The organism is Phascolarctobacterium sp. Marseille-Q4147, from assembly GCF_017968825.1.
Taxonomy (GTDB): domain Bacteria; phylum Bacillota; class Negativicutes; order Acidaminococcales; family Acidaminococcaceae; genus Phascolarctobacterium_A.
Genome location: NZ_CP072874.1, coordinates 1,434,475 through 1,452,046, shown reverse-complemented (window position 1 = coordinate 1,452,046; position 17,572 = coordinate 1,434,475). Strand labels below are relative to the sequence as shown.

General features: G+C 45.1%; 16 protein-coding genes. 1 reads left to right on the top strand and 15 read right to left on the bottom strand.

Annotated features, from left to right (window positions below; all coding sequences use genetic code 11):
• Window positions 1–51: 51 nt before the first annotated feature.
• The 7 genes from KAH19_RS06860 to KAH19_RS06830 form a co-directional block, all read right to left on the bottom strand.
• Window positions 52–1,278 (bottom strand): M20/M25/M40 family metallo-hydrolase, encoded by a 1,227-nt coding sequence (locus KAH19_RS06860; RefSeq protein WP_210683965.1) that lies wholly within the window; start codon window positions 1,276–1,278, stop codon window positions 52–54.
• Window positions 1,279–1,426: 148 nt separating this feature from the next.
• Window positions 1,427–1,780 carry a CGGC domain-containing protein gene (locus KAH19_RS06855; RefSeq protein ID WP_210683964.1) on the bottom strand — a complete coding sequence of 118 codons (354 nt, stop codon included), beginning with the start codon at window positions 1,778–1,780 and terminating at the stop codon, window positions 1,427–1,429.
• A gap of 213 nt (window positions 1,781–1,993) precedes the next feature.
• On the bottom strand, window positions 1,994–3,244 hold the full coding sequence (locus tag KAH19_RS06850) for an S-layer homology domain-containing protein (protein WP_210683963.1): 1,251 nt from the start codon (window positions 3,242–3,244) through the stop codon (window positions 1,994–1,996).
• Window positions 3,245–3,672: 428 nt separating this feature from the next.
• Window positions 3,673–4,164 (bottom strand): hypothetical protein, encoded by a 492-nt coding sequence (locus tag KAH19_RS06845; protein WP_210683962.1) that lies wholly within the window; start codon window positions 4,162–4,164, stop codon window positions 3,673–3,675.
• Window positions 4,157–4,351 carry a hypothetical protein gene (locus KAH19_RS06840; RefSeq protein WP_210683961.1) on the bottom strand — a complete coding sequence of 65 codons (195 nt, stop codon included), beginning with the start codon at window positions 4,349–4,351 and terminating at the stop codon, window positions 4,157–4,159. The genes KAH19_RS06845 and KAH19_RS06840 overlap by 8 nt, the downstream gene beginning before the upstream one ends.
• Entirely contained in the window at window positions 4,348–5,166 is an 819-nt protein-coding gene (locus tag KAH19_RS06835) for a 4Fe-4S binding protein (RefSeq protein ID WP_210683960.1), read from the bottom strand. Before KAH19_RS06835 ends, KAH19_RS06840 begins: the two co-directional genes overlap by 4 nt.
• A 127-nt stretch (window positions 5,167–5,293) precedes the next feature.
• Window positions 5,294–7,456, bottom strand: coding sequence for a TonB-dependent receptor (locus KAH19_RS06830; protein WP_210683959.1), 2,163 nt, complete (start codon window positions 7,454–7,456; stop codon window positions 5,294–5,296).
• Window positions 7,457–7,609: 153 nt separating this feature from the next.
• Between KAH19_RS06830 and KAH19_RS06825 the strand changes: the two genes are divergently transcribed.
• Window positions 7,610–8,437, top strand: a complete 828-nt coding sequence (locus KAH19_RS06825; protein WP_210683958.1) for a MerR family transcriptional regulator — start codon at window positions 7,610–7,612, stop codon at window positions 8,435–8,437.
• Window positions 8,438–8,545: 108 nt separating this feature from the next.
• Here the strand turns inward: KAH19_RS06825 and KAH19_RS06820 are convergent, their stop codons facing one another.
• From KAH19_RS06820 to radC, 8 genes are all read right to left on the bottom strand, one after another.
• The gene (locus KAH19_RS06820; RefSeq protein ID WP_210683957.1) at window positions 8,546–9,253 is read right to left on the bottom strand and encodes a TIGR03936 family radical SAM-associated protein; all 708 of its coding nucleotides are present in this window, start codon (window positions 9,251–9,253) and stop codon (window positions 8,546–8,548) included.
• Entirely contained in the window at window positions 9,253–11,142 is a 1,890-nt protein-coding gene (locus tag KAH19_RS06815) for a TIGR03960 family B12-binding radical SAM protein (protein ID WP_210683956.1), read from the bottom strand. Before KAH19_RS06815 ends, KAH19_RS06820 begins: the two co-directional genes overlap by 1 nt.
• A gap of 250 nt (window positions 11,143–11,392) precedes the next feature.
• Window positions 11,393–12,499 carry a rod shape-determining protein RodA gene (rodA, locus tag KAH19_RS06810; RefSeq protein WP_210683955.1) on the bottom strand — a complete coding sequence of 369 codons (1,107 nt, stop codon included), beginning with the start codon at window positions 12,497–12,499 and terminating at the stop codon, window positions 11,393–11,395.
• Window positions 12,500–12,517: 18 nt separating this feature from the next.
• Window positions 12,518–14,350, bottom strand: a complete 1,833-nt coding sequence (gene mrdA / locus KAH19_RS06805; protein ID WP_210683954.1) for a penicillin-binding protein 2 — start codon at window positions 14,348–14,350, stop codon at window positions 12,518–12,520.
• Between the two features lie 33 nt (window positions 14,351–14,383).
• Window positions 14,384–14,884 carry a rod shape-determining protein MreD gene (gene mreD / locus KAH19_RS06800; protein WP_210683953.1) on the bottom strand — a complete coding sequence of 167 codons (501 nt, stop codon included), beginning with the start codon at window positions 14,882–14,884 and terminating at the stop codon, window positions 14,384–14,386.
• Entirely contained in the window at window positions 14,881–15,729 is an 849-nt protein-coding gene (mreC, locus tag KAH19_RS06795) for a rod shape-determining protein MreC (protein WP_210683952.1), read from the bottom strand. The genes mreD and mreC overlap by 4 nt, the downstream gene beginning before the upstream one ends.
• A gap of 13 nt (window positions 15,730–15,742) precedes the next feature.
• Window positions 15,743–16,786 carry a rod shape-determining protein gene (locus KAH19_RS06790; protein ID WP_009145323.1) on the bottom strand — a complete coding sequence of 348 codons (1,044 nt, stop codon included), beginning with the start codon at window positions 16,784–16,786 and terminating at the stop codon, window positions 15,743–15,745.
• A gap of 14 nt (window positions 16,787–16,800) precedes the next feature.
• Complete coding sequence (gene radC / locus KAH19_RS06785) at window positions 16,801–17,559, bottom strand: DNA repair protein RadC (RefSeq protein ID WP_210683951.1); 759 nt, start codon at window positions 17,557–17,559, stop codon at window positions 16,801–16,803.
• Window positions 17,560–17,572: the final 13 nt, after the last annotated feature.

Below are 17,572 nucleotides of genomic sequence, written 5' to 3'. Positions count from 1 at the left end.
GACGCACCATTAGTACGCGGGGAAAGCTTTCAACTCATTATTAAAATTTTATCAGAAGGTTTCTGCCAGCTCAGCCAGCGTCAGCGCAAAGGCTGTTGTTCTGGGAACTGCGGTATTCAAATCTACAGATTCATGGTCGGTATGCTCATCATAGTTTTCTACACCCAAAGCATCCAGTGTCGGTACGAACTTCGCTGTGCGGTTGCCATCTGTCAGTCCGCCTGCTACCCATTCGTTCACCTCAGCACCGTATTCCTCTTTAACGATGCGCTTATAAACGTCAACCATCTTCTGTGCCTGCGCAGTTTTCTGCATAGGTCCGGTAACAATGCCGCCGGTAATTTTTATGCTGGTACCGGGAATAACAACCTTATCTGCCAGCGCCTTAACCTCAGCATCAATGCGCTGCTGCTCTTCAATCGTAAAGCAGCGGATATTTACCTCACAGAAGGCATCGCCCGGAATAACGCTGATTTTGTCATTGGTAGAACCGATTACGCCAACATTTACGGTATTCTGCGGAATAAACTGACCAGCATCAACAATGCCGCGCGCCTTCAGCGCTGCTGCCGTGTAATCCTCCGGATGTCCCGGCATGGGGCTGGCAAGCTTCTGCAGCTCGGTAATCGTGTATGCCAGCTGGTGAATAGCGTTAGCGCAGGATTGAGATGCGTTACCGTGGTGTCCGCCTTTACCGGTAACCTCAACGCGGTATTTGGCATTGCCCTTGCGCTGGGTAACAATACCCCAGTTCGGACGGGCAACGTCCATAATAATCGCAAAGTCGGACTGCTGTGACAGCTCTGCCACAATATCCTCGGCGGTCTTGCTGCCGCCTTCCTCTTCGCCGTTGGTGTAATAAATAATTTCCTTAAAATTATCAAAGCCTGCAGCCTTCAAAGCCTCCAAGCCATATATAACCTCTACAACAGTAGCCTTATCATCGCCTACGCCGGGACCCCAGGCAAAGTTATTCTCGTCAACACGGAACGGACGACGTGCAGCTTCACCCTTCTTAAATACTGTATCAACATGGGCAACAAGCAGAATCGTGTATTTGCCTGTTCCTTTTAAGCGGGAAATCAGATGGCAGGCTCTGTCATTATATCTGAACTCCGTGGTAGCACCGATAGCTGTCATTTTTTCAGCGACAAACTTATTTGCTGCTTCCGTACCTTCTCTGTCACCATTACCGGAATCAATATTCGTCAAGGCTTCCAAATCCTTCACATAATCCTCATAATGCTCGGCAATATACTTTTTTACGGTTTCTCTCATTTTATTACCCCTTTCATATTTGGAATCATAGTTATATTTATTCGTTAGAGCGAGTAAAAAATCCTGCCATGGGAGATTTTTTTAAGTTGATAAAGTGAAAAGCAGCAGCCATTTCTGACTACTGCTTAACAACATGCTACATATTATATTAGTGAGTACCGTCTACGATGGTAATGCCTGCTTCCTGCAGCTCATCAATAATCGCTTTAATCTTGGGACAGAGATGCTTTTCGCCATTGTCATCCTTTTTGTGCGTGCAGTGACTGATATGCAGAGCATCCAGCTCCAAAGCCTTCATACGCTCTATCTTCTTGCGGATACCTTCCTGGTTTTCCAGCTTAGAATTGCCACAACCGTTGCAGGTCCACATCGCCATCAGGCGCAGCTCCTCATCACCATACTGTGCAAAGGCTTTATCCTTTTCATAAAAAGCGCGCAGGCAGCCTGCTCCCGCACAGGAAGCGGAGGTTATCAGGCAGCGCAGAATTGCTATTTTCTTCATAATATAGTCCTCCAAAAAATAACTTGCAGGCATTTTCAGCCTTGCTGTTTATTTGATTTTATCATTATTGAGGATGGTTGGCAAGAAAATCATACTTAAACCGTGTGCTTTATTGCATGACGTGTAGCATCAAAAAGAGGACGGTGCGCACCGTCCTCTTTTCATTTATGCATATGCGATTTTTGCTTTTCAGCGATGTGACAAAAAGTCAAATTAGAACATGAAGTTCAGTTCAGCATACAGGGTGTTGGTTTCATCGTCGCCCTTCTTGCCTTCCAGATCGAAGTATTTAACAGCACCAACGATGTTCTTAGCGAAGGTGTAGTTAGCACCTACCATGTAGCCTTTGAAGCCATCAGCATCAACGCCAAAGTTTTCACCTTCCATGGTATGAGCTACGAAAGTACCAGCAGCTTGATCATAGTATTTAGCGAAGATACCATAAGAACCAGCTACGCCAGCTTTTGCACCTTTGTAATCCAGACCAATTACATAGCCGTCATCATCAATAGATTTGTTGTTATAAGTATCAACATCAGATTTCAGGTATACAGCAGACAGTTTCAAGTCTTTGAGAACAGGGAATGCTACGCCAGCAGTCCAAATCTTGTCGTCATCTTTCAGTGCAGCTACATCAGTAAATTTATAATAACCAACATTAGCATCAACTACACCAAGTTTAGCGCCGAGGTTTGCATAATAAGTATCTTCTGCAACGGAATCTTCATCTTTTACATAAGCTTTAGCTTTTTTATCCCATTTCGGCATACCAGTTGCAGTTGCAGCTTTACCAGCGCCAACAGTCAATTTAACATCTTTGCCATAAGCAACTTGAACACCATCAAGGCGTTGATCATAGATATTACCACCAGTGAAATCAGTCAATTGATAACGACCAGCTTGAACAGCCATACCACCAAGTTTACCAGTTACATAAGCACGTTGGAATTTAACAGTTTCGTCACCAACGTTGTCATGTTGGAAAGTTTGAATGTTTTCTAACATTGCTTTATAAGTCCAATCATCATTGATTGCACCATTTACCCAAATACGGGAACGCAGAGCGTCTTTGGAGTTATCTTTGCCACCATTAGCTCTGTCATAATCCCAATAACGATATTTGGTTTCACCAGTGATTTTAACGTTGTCAGCTTTTTTCTCCAGGTTAGCAACGCGAACGCCCAGGTTGTCCAGTTCGTCAGCGAATTCAGCAGCCAGTTTGTCAACGTTAGCGCCTTTTGCCATTGCTTTAGCAACGATTTGAGCCATTTCATAACGGGTCATCAGTTTGTCGCCACCGAAGGTGGTGTCGCCGTAGCCTTCGATTACGCCAGCAGCAGCCAGTTTGTTGATGCTGTCATAAGCCCAGTGGCCAGCAGGAACGTCAGAAAAGGGGTTAGCAGCGTAAGCGGAAGCGGTTACGCCAAGAGCCATTGCCATTGCGAGAACTAAAGATTTTTTCATTTTCTTTTCCTCCCTTAGGAAATCCGGCAGTATAGTCGACTGCCAATTTTTATTTTTACAAATCACCCTAAGGGAAACTTCAGTAAAGTCTGTGCAAGAGTTGCCTTGTTTCCTCTGTACTTCTTTGCCGGTATCCACCGCGGGCAATTTATAAACGTATTCAACACAGCAAGAGGAGGAAATGCAGATTGCAAAATCCTTAGTACTGTTATAAAGCTATCTGCAAACTCTTGCTGTTGAATTCATTATAATACAGTTGCCCCCCCCGTCAAGACTTATTGTCTGAAAAATTTTCAAATTTACTGCACTTGACGGGCACGTGGAGGAGAAAAAGAAGAAATACATTTGCTTCTCTAAACTCGCAAATGTTTCTATTGAAAAAAGCTGCAGACAGAACTTCTGCCCACAGCTTGAAAACCATATTAATCTTACTTCACCCGCGAATTGATTACGTCAACAATGACAGTTCCGTACAATCCCTTTGCGTCATAGAACTTGATTTTTCCCTGCTGTACGTGCCGCTGCTTCAGCTGCTCCGGCGAAAAATACAGCTCCGCACTCACTGACATCTGTCCCTTGTACTGCTTTATCATCTCATCAGGCGCCAGCTTTTTCCACAAGCCTTTCTTGCTGCTGCGCGACAGCAACATCTGCAAGCCTTCGCCCTCGCAGCGCAGCTGCGCTTGCTTATCATCCGGTAGCAGGCGTAAATATAAGGTATAGATATTGGGCTGCAGCAGATATTTCAGCGCTCCCTCCTTGCCAAGGTCTATTTGGCAATGCACTTCCTGCCCCCGCGCCAGCTTAGCACGAAAATAGTGCTTGTCGTAATTATTTTCACTGCGGAAAAATACCAGGCCTACCATTACTACCGCCATCAACACAAAGGCCAACACACGCTTCAAAATTTGCTTATTCATGCTGCACCACCCCGCCATGATAACGTTTGTAAATTGCCTTGCCTGCCAAAAGCAGTAAAGCAACTATTCCCGGCGCGCAATTCAAGCTGCAGCTGCCGCAAATCCCTGTACATCCTGCCCCTTGCGTAGTAATGCCGCTGACAGGAATTCCCATTGCCGCAATAAAATTTATCAGCTTATTTTTCATACGCGTTTCCTCCCGTAGCTGATAGCCTGCACCGGGCAAGCATGCTGACATACGCCGCAGCAGATACAGTTATGCTGATTAATCTGCGCTTTGCCTTCAGCAAGCTCAGCGGATTCCATCGGACACTTCTTTTCGCATAAGCCACAGCCTATGCATTGGCTTTTATCAACACGCATGCGCAATACAAACGGCAGCCTGCAGCCTATGGCATGCATCAGTACCTGTGCCGCTCCCACCGGACACAAAAAATTACAGAAGCCGCGTCCGCCTTTAGTAAAGATACCAAAGACAAGCACCCACATAACAGCTGTCAGCAGTAGACTGGATGTCAGTGAAATAAAATAACCTCGTGTATAATAGTTAGCCAATAAATCAAACAAAAAGAAGTTGCAATATGAGCAGGCCAGAATGCCGCCGAAAAAGGGCACAAGACAAAAGCCTGCCAGCATACCGTAACGGATGGGGGCAATTTCTGTATAACGGTGCCAGCTTATTTGAAATTTAGACGGCACCAGCTTCGACAGATATTCGGTAAACGCACCTGCCGGGCACAACCTGCCGCAAAAAACAGGCCCCAGGAAGAACGCTGCTGCCAAAAGCAGTAATGTACTCAGCATGCTTATCGGTGTCAGCCGCCAGATGATTCCGTCCAAAATATGCTCTATCGGTATACGAAAACAAAGTCCATGAATACTCTGCGGCTGCCAGCTGCCGTAAAGCAGATAGAACAGGCAGCGCTGAAAGAGCGCCACCGGCGCATAAAACAGTACAAAGCCAAGAGCATAGCCGGTTAAACGTTTAAGGTTATAAGCCATGCATCCACCACCTTCCTTTAGAATTTTTACATATATTGCCTCTCGGCAAAGGCGCAAATAAGGATAGGGCGTGTACTTTACCCTATCCTTATTGCTTTATGTAATTGATGAGAGATGAACGAGGGGATTAGAATGTAAAGTCTACACCAACATTCCAACTTCTACCATCAGCTTTATACCACTGCCAATAATCTCTATCAAAAATATTATTAACAGCAAAGCTAATGGTGCCATTCTTCATGAATTGATAGCTTACTCCAGCATCGGCTGTAAAGAAACCGTCTTCTGCATAAAGTTTACCACCAATCTGTTTTTCAGTATTACGACTACTTACGTATTGTCCATTAATATATGCAGTCCATTTATCATAATTGTATTTTACTCCTGCTTTAAGCAATTGCTTAGGAATAGAGTAAATTCTATCGCCAGCCCCATCCACAGCATGTTGTAAGTTGATATTAGCAAAAGTACTAAACTTATTATCCATTTGATAATCCAGAGCAAGTTCAGCACCTTGACGTTTGGCTTCATCAATGTTTACATACCATTTTTTGCCATCAGAACGAGTTTCAGCATTAATCATATCCGTAGTCTTAGCTGTATATAATGCCAATGTAGCATACAATTTAGAGCCAAAATTCTTTTTCAAACCAATTTCAAAAGTATCACTTGTTTCAGGTTTCAAATCTGGGTTAGCCACATAACCATAAGCCGGATCATGACGATACAACTTATACAGACTCGGTGCATTAAATGAATGTCCGTAAGATACATAATAGGTCGTATCTTCATCCGGCATATATCTGAATGCTAATTTAGGACTCAGTTCTGTATATTTTTCTTCTCGTTGATCGATGTGAGTAGATGCATCATCAAAAAAACCATCTTTCTTTTGATAATGGTCGAGGCGTAAACCCATGGTCAATCCATATACATCACTTAACTTCAAGTCATCTTGAACAAATAACGCACCATTTAAATTAGTGCCTCCCATTCTACTCTTAATAGATGTTATAGAATCTTTATCACTCCATTTTGAAAGGTTTGCTTTAACGTATTCCATCGTATCCTTTTGAACGTTAAAGCCTGCAACTACAGTATTCTTACTTCCTTCCCAAACCTTTTGAAAATCTGCCTTGTAAGCCTTGCTAGGATATTTTGAATCATTGCCGGAACCTTGACCTGCTAAATCACTACCCGTGGCATAACCATAATCTTTTACATTTGTCAGACCTAGATTAAAGTTAATGTTATTTTCATCATCTTTGTACTGCAATGCATGACGATCAATATTACGGCGACCATCATAATCTGTAAAATCGCTCTCAGTAAAATCCAAGTATTTACCATCTGGTAACAGAACGCTACCACTAAACATAGGCTTTCCGTCTGCATCATGAATAAAAGTTACTGGATCAGTTGCAAAATATTTGTATTTATCATGCGTATATCTATAAGTCATAGACTGTTTATCAGTAAAATTATATTTAATCTTAAAGTTATATGTATTATCCTCACTTCGACCACCACCAGGTTGTCCCAAAATATACATATCCTTACCATTGCTATGCTTATCTGCTACTGCACCAGTACCTATTACACTGCCAGAAGCCGGAGTATTCTTAGCTTTTGTTTTGTATTTGTAAATCAACTTCTTGTAATGACCGTCTGTTTCTTTGTTTTCATAACCAAAGCCTAAGGACCATTTGTCATTAAGTTTTTTGCTCAAATTAATGCCACGTTTCCAGGTGCTATCTGAACCATAGTTAGCATAAACATGTACACTATCTTTATCAGGATTCTTACTAATGATATTAATTACACCGCCAACAGCACGTCCACCATAAAGAGAAGAAGCAGCACCCTGAAGAACTTCAATTTTTGCAACATCATCAATAGCAATAGCACTCCAGTTTACTTTGCCAGAATAACCATCATTTAACGGCATACCATCATACAGTACTAAAATTTCATCTTCAGCAAAGCCACGAATTTGAATGCTATTAGCAACATCAGACATGCCACCAGCTCTACCATCATATAAACCAGGTATTGTTTTCAATGCATCAGTAATCGTTAAAACATTTTTTTCTTTAATATCTTCTGCAGTAATAACATTAACCTGAGCGGGAACTTTTATGTTCTCTTGCGCTGTTCTCGTAGCTGTTACAACCATCTCATCCAGTTCATACTCCTGAACCTCATTAGCAAGAACTGTTGTCCCCCCCCAGAGTACGTTACCGCAAATCAATGCGCTCATCAATAAACCTTTACTAGCCAATTTTTTCACAGATATACCTCCATTCACTCATCACAAAAAACATCAACGAAGTGCATATTAAGCACCTAAAATTATTTGGATTAAGTCTTAATATGCATTTTCTCTTTTATATGTTATAATACTGTGTATAGCAGCTAGACAGTCAAGGGGGAAATGCTAAAAATGTCAAAAAACATACAAAATTACTTCACAACCGGTGAATTATCGCAGCTTTGCAAAATTCCCCGCAAGACTCTGCTTTATTACGATAAGCTGGGATTGATTACGCCAGAACTTGTTGACGAAAACGGTTACCGCTATTATAAGCGCAGCCAGCTGTTTTTACTGCAGCTGATTCTGACACTGCGCCAGCTTGATGTGCCGATTGCACGCATCAAAGATTATCTTGCCAACCGCTCGCCACAAAACTACCGTGATTTATTTAATGAGCGCATAGATTTCTTCACACAGGAAATTGCCCGTCTGCAGGCTATGAAAAAAGAGCTGCAAAGCGAACTAAGCAAGCTCGACCATATTGCGGACATTACTCTGGATAAAATTACGCTTGTCCATGAGCAGGCACATTATCTTTATCTGAGCAACGCTACCGAAGAAAATGAATGCTTCAAAAAGCGTTCCTCGCATATAGCCAAAATGTTTACCAATCTGCAACACGATATCACTTTAACAAGCAACGGCTTTGGTTATATTTACGATACGGAAATTCTGCAGGATTTTGCAACAAAGCATCTGAAGCATTATTTTTATACGATCCATGATAAGCTCCCTACACCGCATTGTTATCAAAAGCCCGCAGGCGATTATCTGACGCTTTATTTTCAGGGTATCTACATGTTTAACAATAAAAAGTATCTGCAAATGCTGGCAGAATATTGCAAGGAGCATCAGCTTACGCCGATTTCACCACTCTATGTAACATCGTTGTGTGATTACTGGCTGACAGGTGATACCGATAAATATATATATAAGCTGGAGCTGCAGATAAAATAGCATATTCAATGTACACAAAAACCCCGCGGCAGTCGCCACGGGGTTTCGTAATCAGCAAAGCACTTAGCAAGCTTTGCTCTTTTTTATTTTTACAGCTTTAAGTCAATCTCAGCCTAAGGTTACGGCATCACTGTTCAGCATTGGAATAGGCTTGCCGTTTTTATTATTGCGATACAGTCTGAGGCGCTCAATATCCGCCATTTCTACAGGCAGAGCCAAGCCATATTGCTCGTTCAGCGCATTCAGCAAATCTACTGCCTTCATGCTGCCTGTCGGTGTAATCTTGCAGTCGAAACTGAAGATTGTTTCTGTTTCGGTCTGCTCCGCAGTCAGTTTCGGAATGTAAAACTTAACGTCGATTTCTTTGAACTTCGCCTTAGTCTTAGGTGCTGCTTTTTTGAACAGCAGCTCCGGCGCAGCATTAAACTCTGCAACAGCAGCGCTCACGTCCTCGCTATAGGGCAGCGTTACGCGATAGCTTGCACCTGCCGCCTGACTCATCAGGGCAGCGTGATGCGTATCAACAGCATCGGCAGCCAGTACGCGGATACCGCGCGGTAAAGCAGCATCAAGAGCCAACGCAGCCTTTTCAACCTCCATAGGCTCGGCAAGCTCGATTTCTACGAACTCCGTATAGCTTACAACGCCTACACCCAGCGCAGAAGCCAGACTGAACTTCAAATGCGGATTAAAGCCTTCGGAATAGGCAGCAGGCAGCTTGGCACGACGGATTGCACGGCCGATGGTGCGCACATATTCCAGATGGGAGATAAAGCGGATATCCTTATCCTTGGTAATTTGCATACGCAGTTTCATTATGCCTGTACCTCCCCATTGTTTTGATACTCTTCTTTATAGTCAACGATTTTTACGCCCAGAGCCTGGCAAACACCGCAGCCGGTGCAGCTTGTGCGACGGCAGTCGTGCGTAAGCTGCTGAGCGTAAGCCTTACGCCATTCGTTCCACAGGAAGCGGCGGCTGACACCCGGAGAAATGTGCTCCCACGGGAAAGCCTCCTGCTCACCGCGCTCGCGGGCAGCGTAAAAGTCTTTATCAAGACCGGCGTCGCTGATAGCCTCCAGCCAACGCTCGTAGGAGAAGCAATCACTCCAACCATCAAAACGCGCGCCCTTCTGCCATGCCAGCAGCAGCGCTTTGCCTACACGGCGGTCACCACGGGCGAAAACAGCCTCAATCGTACCGGTCTTGGCATCATGGTAGTTTAAGGTGATATTCTTATATTTTTTGATTTCATCCTTCAGCAGGAACTGCTTACGGCGGATTTCTTCTAAATCGTTCTGCGCGAACCATTGGAAAGCAGTGTACGGCTTAGGTACGAAGGAAGAAGCACTTACAGTAACCTTGCAGCCACGCTTACCGATAATCTGGAAATATTTATACTGTACCTTGCGCGCCAAATCGGCAATCGCCAGTACATCCTCGTCTGTTTCATAGGGCAGGCCGATCATAAAGTACAGCTTAACGCTGTTCCAGCCGGATTCAAACGCTGCACCGACAGCATTCATCAAATCCTCTTCGGTAACGCCCTTGTTGATAACGTCACGCATCTTCTGGCTGCCTGCTTCCGGAGCAAAGGTCAGACCGCTCTTACGCACTGCCTGTACCTCTTTAGCAATAGCAACACAGAAGCTGTCGATACGCAGAGAAGGCAGAGAAACGCTAACGCGTTCATCTTTAAATTCGCCAATCATCTTATGTACGAGCGGTGCCAGGCAGGAATAATCGGCGCTGGAAAGGGATACCAGGCTGATTTCGTTATAGCCTGTGTTATCTACCAGCTTACGCGACAGATCCATCAGCACCTCCGGCTTGCGCTCGCGCACCGGACGATAAACCATACCTGCATGGCAGAAACGGCAACCACGGCTGCAGCCACGGAAAACCTCCAGCATAATGCGGTCATGGACAATCTCACCGAAAGGAACAATCGGAGAGGTCGGGAAATCTACGCTGTTCATATCCTCTACAACACGCTTTTGGATAACAGCAGGAATATCCTCACGCAACGGCTTAATTGCCTTAAAGGTGCCGTCCTCATTATATTCTGCTTCATAGAAGGAAGGTACATAAATGCCCTTGATTTTTACCACACGCTGCAGGAATTCTTGTCTGCCGCCGGGTTTTCCTTCACGCTTCCACTCCTTGTAGCAACGCATTACCTCAATCAAAACCTCTTCGCCTTCACCGATAACGGCAAAATCGAAGAAATCAGCCAAAGGCTCCGGGTTGTACACGCAGGGACCGCCTACAATAACAAAGGGGTCTGCATCGGTACGATCCTTAGCAAGCAGCGGCACGCCACCCAAATCAAGCATGTTTAAGATATTGGTATAGGAAAGCTCGTATTGCAGAGTAAAGCCTACAATATCACATTCGCTCAGAGCCTTTTTAGTTTCCAGAGTGCAAAGCGCAATTTCACGCTCACGCATCTTCGCTTCCAGGTCAATCCAGGGTGCGTAAACACGTTCTGCGGCAATACCGTTTTCCTTGTTCAGCAGGTGGTATAAAATTTTGAAGCCAAGGTAACTCATACCTACTTCGTATACATCCGGGAAGGCCAGAGCAATAGTTGCCTCTACTTCATCAGCAGGCTTAACAATGCTGGCAAACTCGCCACCGGTGTAGCGTGCAGGCTTTTGCACGCTGCTTAAAATATCAATAGTTAAATCCTTTTTCAAATTCATTTTCTCCTCTATTTTTAATGATTGAAGGGTTTATCAAAAACAGTTTTCGTCAATATTTATCTGATATGATGCTTTAGCGTCGACCGATTCTTCTAATATTGTATAAAAAGGTTGACGAGAAAGTGTCAGAGGCGAAGCGACGGCGACGACGGCGTACTAAACGTACTCCTAGGAGTCGTTGCTAAGCATATGGCATTTTAGCGTCGACCGCTCCCTCTACTTTTTTATAAAAAGGTTAATATCATCATCTTCAGAACTGTAAATTCTGCTTCTTAACCTTAATATTCAACAAAATCGCCACCAACATAAGGTTCGTCGTAAGCGAGCTGACGCCATAACTCAAGAACGGCAAAGGTACACCGGTTACAGGCATAATACCGGCAGTCATACCAATGTTGACCATAACATGGAACATAAACATAGATGTTACACCGGTTGCCAGAAGCATGCCGAAGGTATCATCTGCATCAAGCGCAATCGCAATACCGCGCCAAATGATAATCATATACATAGAAATGATAAACACCGTTCCGATAAAGCCAAACTCTTCACCGGCAACAGCAAAAATAAAGTCCGTATGGTTTTCCGGCAAAAAGTTCAGCTGGCTCTGCGTTCCGGCCAGCCAGCCCTTGCCAAGGAAGCCGCCACTGCCGATAGCAATTTTGGACTGAATAACATGATAACCGCTGCCGAAAGGATCAAGCTCCGGATTCAGAAAAACGCGGATACGGTTCTTCTGATAATCCTTCAGAATCATCCAAAATGCCGGCAGCAAGGCCATAAAAGCCAGCCCCATGCGGAAGAACCACTTATACTTAAAGCCGCTGACAAAAATCATACCTATTAAAATAGCTATAAAAGTCAACGATGTTCCTAAGTCCGGCTGACGCATAACAAGTATAAACGGCACCAGAATATAAGCAAAAACCGGCAGGTAATCCTTAAATTCCTCCAGCCATTCAATACGCTTATCCATAAAGGTTGCTAAGCAGATAATGAGAAAGACCTTAGCAAATTCACTGGGCTGAAAGGACATTGAGCCTATTTGAATCCAGCGCTGTGCGCCCAATTGACTTTGTCCTACAAACATTACCGCTAAAAGCAGTATGATATTAATTATATACAGCTTGGTGGCATAATTTTTGAGAACACGGTAATCAAAAGCCAATGATACAGTAACAATAGCCAGGCCAAAGAGCATAAACATACTTTGGCGCTGCACATGCCAGGCCTTACCGGTGCTGACAGCAAAGGAATGGGTAGCACTGTCGATAAGTCCCAAGCCACAGCCCATAAGAATCAGCACAGCAGTAATCAGCCACCAGTCAAGATTTTTTAGGATACGTTTTAAATCCACAATGTACTCCTTCCTGCATTATTGGATGGTGTCCTTCTTAGGGGCAGCCTTATCAGGGCGGGGCATATAACCCCTTTCCTGGAAAAATTCTTCAAATGCTTTATAAACAATAGGACCTGCAGCAACAGAGCCAAAACCACCCTGTTCCACAATGCAGACTACAACAAGCTCGGGATCATCTACCGGTCCATAGGCTACGAACAAGCCATGGTCACGTCCATGAGAGTTTTCTGCAGTACCGGTTTTACCGGCAATAGGCTTAGGCAGACCGGCAAAGTAAGATGCCGTACCACCCTCCTGCGTAGTAGCACTCATGCCCATACGAATATAATCAATCGTCTGCTGCGATACATCGATATGCTTGCCTTCAGCGCGTTTGGGCTTTTCAAAAAGACTGCCGTCACTGTTTATAATACTGTCAACCAAATATGGCTGATACTTAGTACCGCCATTGGCAACAATACTCAGCATAACAGAAAGCTGAATCGGTGTCGTAAGGTTAAAGCCCTGACCGATGGCAGCATTGAAGGTATCACCTAAGCGCCAATCCTCGTCCCAAATTTCACGCTTTACTTTTTTAGAGGCAACAAGGCCCTTGCTTTCGCCTTCCAGGTCAATACCTGTACGTTCGCCAAAGCCAAAGATATGCGCATATTTTTCAATATTATCAATGCCGACGCGATAACCGAGCTCGTAAAAATAAACGTTATCACTCATCGCCAACGCTTTGATAAATGTCAGCCAGCCTAAAACCTCGCCGCCGGCGTTACCCATGGTGGGAACCATCGGATGGAAGCCACCGTCGAAAATCGGCTCATCCAAGCCAACCTTTTTCAACTCGAAGGCAGCACTGCCGGTAACAATCTTAAAGGTAGAACCAGGCGGATATTCACCGGTAATAACCTTGTTATTCATCGGGTAATTGGGATCATTATTAATGGAGTTCCAATTTTTAGAGGAAATGCCATGCACAAACCAGTTGGGGTCATAACCAGGACGGCTGACCATCGCCCTTACCGCGCCATTGCGCGGGTCGATGGCTACTACCGCCGCTGCTCTCGCTCCGGGAGCAATACCGGAGCTGCGCAGAAAAGCAAGATGCTTATCGGTAAAAGCTTCCAGCTCCTTTTGCAGCTCGTAATCTATCGTCAGCTTCAGATTTTTGCCGGGAATAGGCTGCACGGAATCGTAATGCTTGACAACGTTGCCAGCAACGTCAACCTCCTCCATAAAGGCGCCATCCTCACCGCGAAGATATTTATCATAAGTCTTTTCCAGTCCGGCCTTACCGACAAGACTGCCCTGAGTAATATTCTTAAACAGCCCCTGCTCAATTTCATAGGAGCTTACCTCACCTACATAACCCAAAGCATGTACAGCAAGCTCATGATAAGGGTAATTGCGGATAGGCTGCACGGAAAGCATAACCTCCGGCATATAGCGGCGCTGTTCCTCTATTTTCGTTACCATCTGCTGATCAAGATTATTTTTCAGCATAATAGGTTCATAAAAATTTTCGCTCGCCTTAATTTTAGCGTTAATTTCTTCTACCGGCATCTGCAGCAAATTGCTGAGGCGCTGCAGTGTTTCAGGTTTATAGCTGGACTGCTTTTGCAATACTACAGCATAACCGGGCAAATTGTTTACCAGCTCTTTGCCTTCGCTATCATAAATAATTCCACGGGGAGCAAGAATACGCGACTGGCGCAGCCTGTTGCCGTCAGATTGCTTGGCGTAGTAATCACCGCGCCACAGCTGCAAATAAACCATTCGTCCCAGCAGCACGGCAAATAATACCAGACACACAACCAGCAAAGTGTGCAATCTGGTTATCCGGTTTCTATCTTCCATAGGCTAACGTCTGTCTCCTTTCCCGCTTCCTGTTTAATAAGATATATCTTCTTTTCTGATCCATTCATAAATCATCTTCATTATAATTACAACAGGCCATACCAACAGCGCATTGCCTATAATATAGCCCAGGGAATCCCATAAATATGCAAAAAAGATGCTCCAGCGTCCGCCAGTGCGCAAAAGTTCCAGCCACCAGTAAACAAAACGCAAGATAAAAGTAATCGTCGCAATAGCGCTCATATGATAAAGATAATTATCCTTAAATACCTTTTCCTTGGTCAGGCCTACTATATAACCTACACAGATACGACTGAAAATATGGAAGCCAAAAACACCCACCGTCATTGCATCCTGCAGCAGTCCGATGATACCACCGGCTACTGCGCCCGCTTTTTCACCGCGCAGCATCGCATAAGCATATACCGCTAAAAGCAGCAGGTCACAGGAAAGCCAGCCTGTATAGTACACAGACATCGATCCCTGCAGCAGCATTAAGAACAGAAACAGGACGGGCCAAATCAGTCTCCTCATTTTGCCTGTCCTCCCTGTAATACGATTTTCGCTTCCGGCGTAAAGCCAACAATAACCAATACCTGTTCCACATCTGCAATATCAGCAGCAGGTACAATATCAGCTTCCTGCAGCAAACCGACACTATCCATATGAGTAGCTGTAACCTTACCGATAAGAATATCCGCAGGATGAGTGCCGCTGTAACCGCTGGTAACAATGATATCGCCATCACGCAGGCTTGCTTCGCGGTAAATATGCTCCAACAGCAGTTTATCCTTGCCGCTGACACCGCCGGCTACACCGACAGCACGTGAATCAGCGCGCAATACCCTAGCACCTACACGACAGCGCGGAGAGGTAAGCAAAAGTACACGGGCATAATCATCATATACCTCGTCAACCACGCCTACCAAGCCACCGTTTACTACAGCCATATCAGGTGCCAGGCCTCTGTCCTTACCGGCAGCGATATATATGCAGTCACGTAAATCGCCGAAACTGCGGGCAATTACCTTTGCTGCTACAACCTTCTGCGATTTATGCTGCTCCTTATACTCCAGCAAGCCTCGCAGTTGCCTGTTTTCGGCATACATAGAAGCCATCTGGATATTGGCATTACGCAGCTCAATATTTTCTTGTTTCAGATTTGCATTTTCGCTCTGCATTTCTGTCAATGCCTTCCAATAGCCACGCACGCCATCGCCGGCATGGCCTAACCCGGTCAGCATACTTTCTACCGGCAGCACTACTGCCGCCACTGCTCTGTTGACCAAAGGAAAACGGCTTCTGCCTGCTACCGCCATCGCCAGCATAGAAAACAGGACCAGAACAAACAGAGCTACCAACATAACCTTCTTATTCATGTTGCATTCCTACTTATTTAGAGGTCATAAAGCCTTTGCGGTAAATATCAATATTTTCTACAGCAATACCGGTGCCGAGAGCAACACAGTTCAAAGCTTCATCAGATACGAATACCGGCATACCGGTTTCCTGAGAAATCAGTCTGTCCAAATTACGCAGCATAGAGCTGCCGCCGGTCATAACAATGCCACGGTCCATAATATCAGCGGACAGTTCAGGCGGTGTACGCTCCAAGGTATTACGAACAGCATCCACAATCATGCTTACAGGCTCGTTTACAGCTTCGCATACATGGTTAGCATTAACCTCAATGCTCTTAGGCAGACCGCTGAGCAAGTCACGGCCGCGAACCTCCATAACAGCAGGCTCGTCAACCTTCATTGCGGTACCGATTTCAATTTTAATATTTTCTGCTGTACGCTCGCCGATAAACATATTAAAGGCTTTGCGGATATAACGCACAATAGCACTGTCAATAGCATCGCCGCCGCAGCGTACGCTCTTGCTGACAACAATGCCGCCCAGAGAAATTACGGCAACCTCGCAGGTACCGCCGCCGATATCTACAACCATGCTGCCGGTTGCTTCCTGTACCGGCAGGCCGGCACCGATTGCTGCAGCCATCGGCTCTTCAATCAGATAAGCCTCACGCGCACCTGCTTCAATAGTAGCATCAACAACGGCACGCTTTTCTACTTCCGTAACACCGGAAGGCACGCCAACCAAAATACGCGGACGTACAAAGGTACGGTTGCCCATAGCCTGCTTAATAAAATACTTCAGCATAGACTGAGTAATTTCATAGTCGGCAATAACGCCATCCTTCATAGGACGGATAGCGACAATGTTACCGGGAGTACGGCCAATCATTCTCTTGGCCTCCGCACCGATTGCCAGTACCTCGTTAGTATCCTTTTCAACAGCTACTACAGACGGCTCGCGGATAATAATACCCTTATCCTTGCAATGCACCAGCGTATTCGCAGTGCCCAAATCTATACCCATGTCATCCGACATATTGTTAAAAATACTGATATTAGGGAAAGTAAACTTCATTTCCGACTATCCTCCTAAACTTCTAATGCTCCATCTTCCTGAAAGCTGTAATAAGCACCGTCTCCGATAATCAAATGGTCCAAAAGCGGAATTCCCAACGTTTGTCCTGCTGCCAGCAAAACAGCTGTCAGCTGCCTGTCCTCAATGCTTGGCATCGGATCACCAGAAGGATGATTATGTGCCACGCAGATAGAGGCTGCATGCTGCAGAATCGCCGGCAGGAATACCTCGCGCGGATGCACCACCGAGTTGGTCAGCGAACCTTCTGATACCAGCTCTGTGCCTATTACTTTATTCTTACTGTTCAACAAAATTACCAAAAATTGTTCCTTTGTGGCATAACGCAGGCGTGGCATCAAAAATGCCGCACCATCCTGCGGACAGCCAAAATGGATTTTATCCAAAGGGCGGGCCGACGCAATACGCCTGCCTATTTCCAGAGCTGCCAAAACTGTTGCTGCCTTGGCCTGCCCCATACCCTTGATTTGCATAAGCTCATTTAAGTCCCTCACTCCTGCCAGACGCCTGTACAGACCTCCGTCAGCTGTAAGCTCCTTAGCAATTTCCAACGCTGATTTTTGAGCAGTGCCTGTGCGCAGCAATATTGCCAGCAGCTCTGCATCCGTCAGTGCCTCCACCCCACGCAGAAAAAGTTTTTCCCGTGGTCTGTCCTCTAAGGGAAGATTTTTAATACTCTCTGTGTTTGTTGTTTTGTCGATACTACTAAAATCACTGCAAAAATCGCAGGTCCTGCTTACTGCAGGATTAGTCACTCTTCATAGCTCC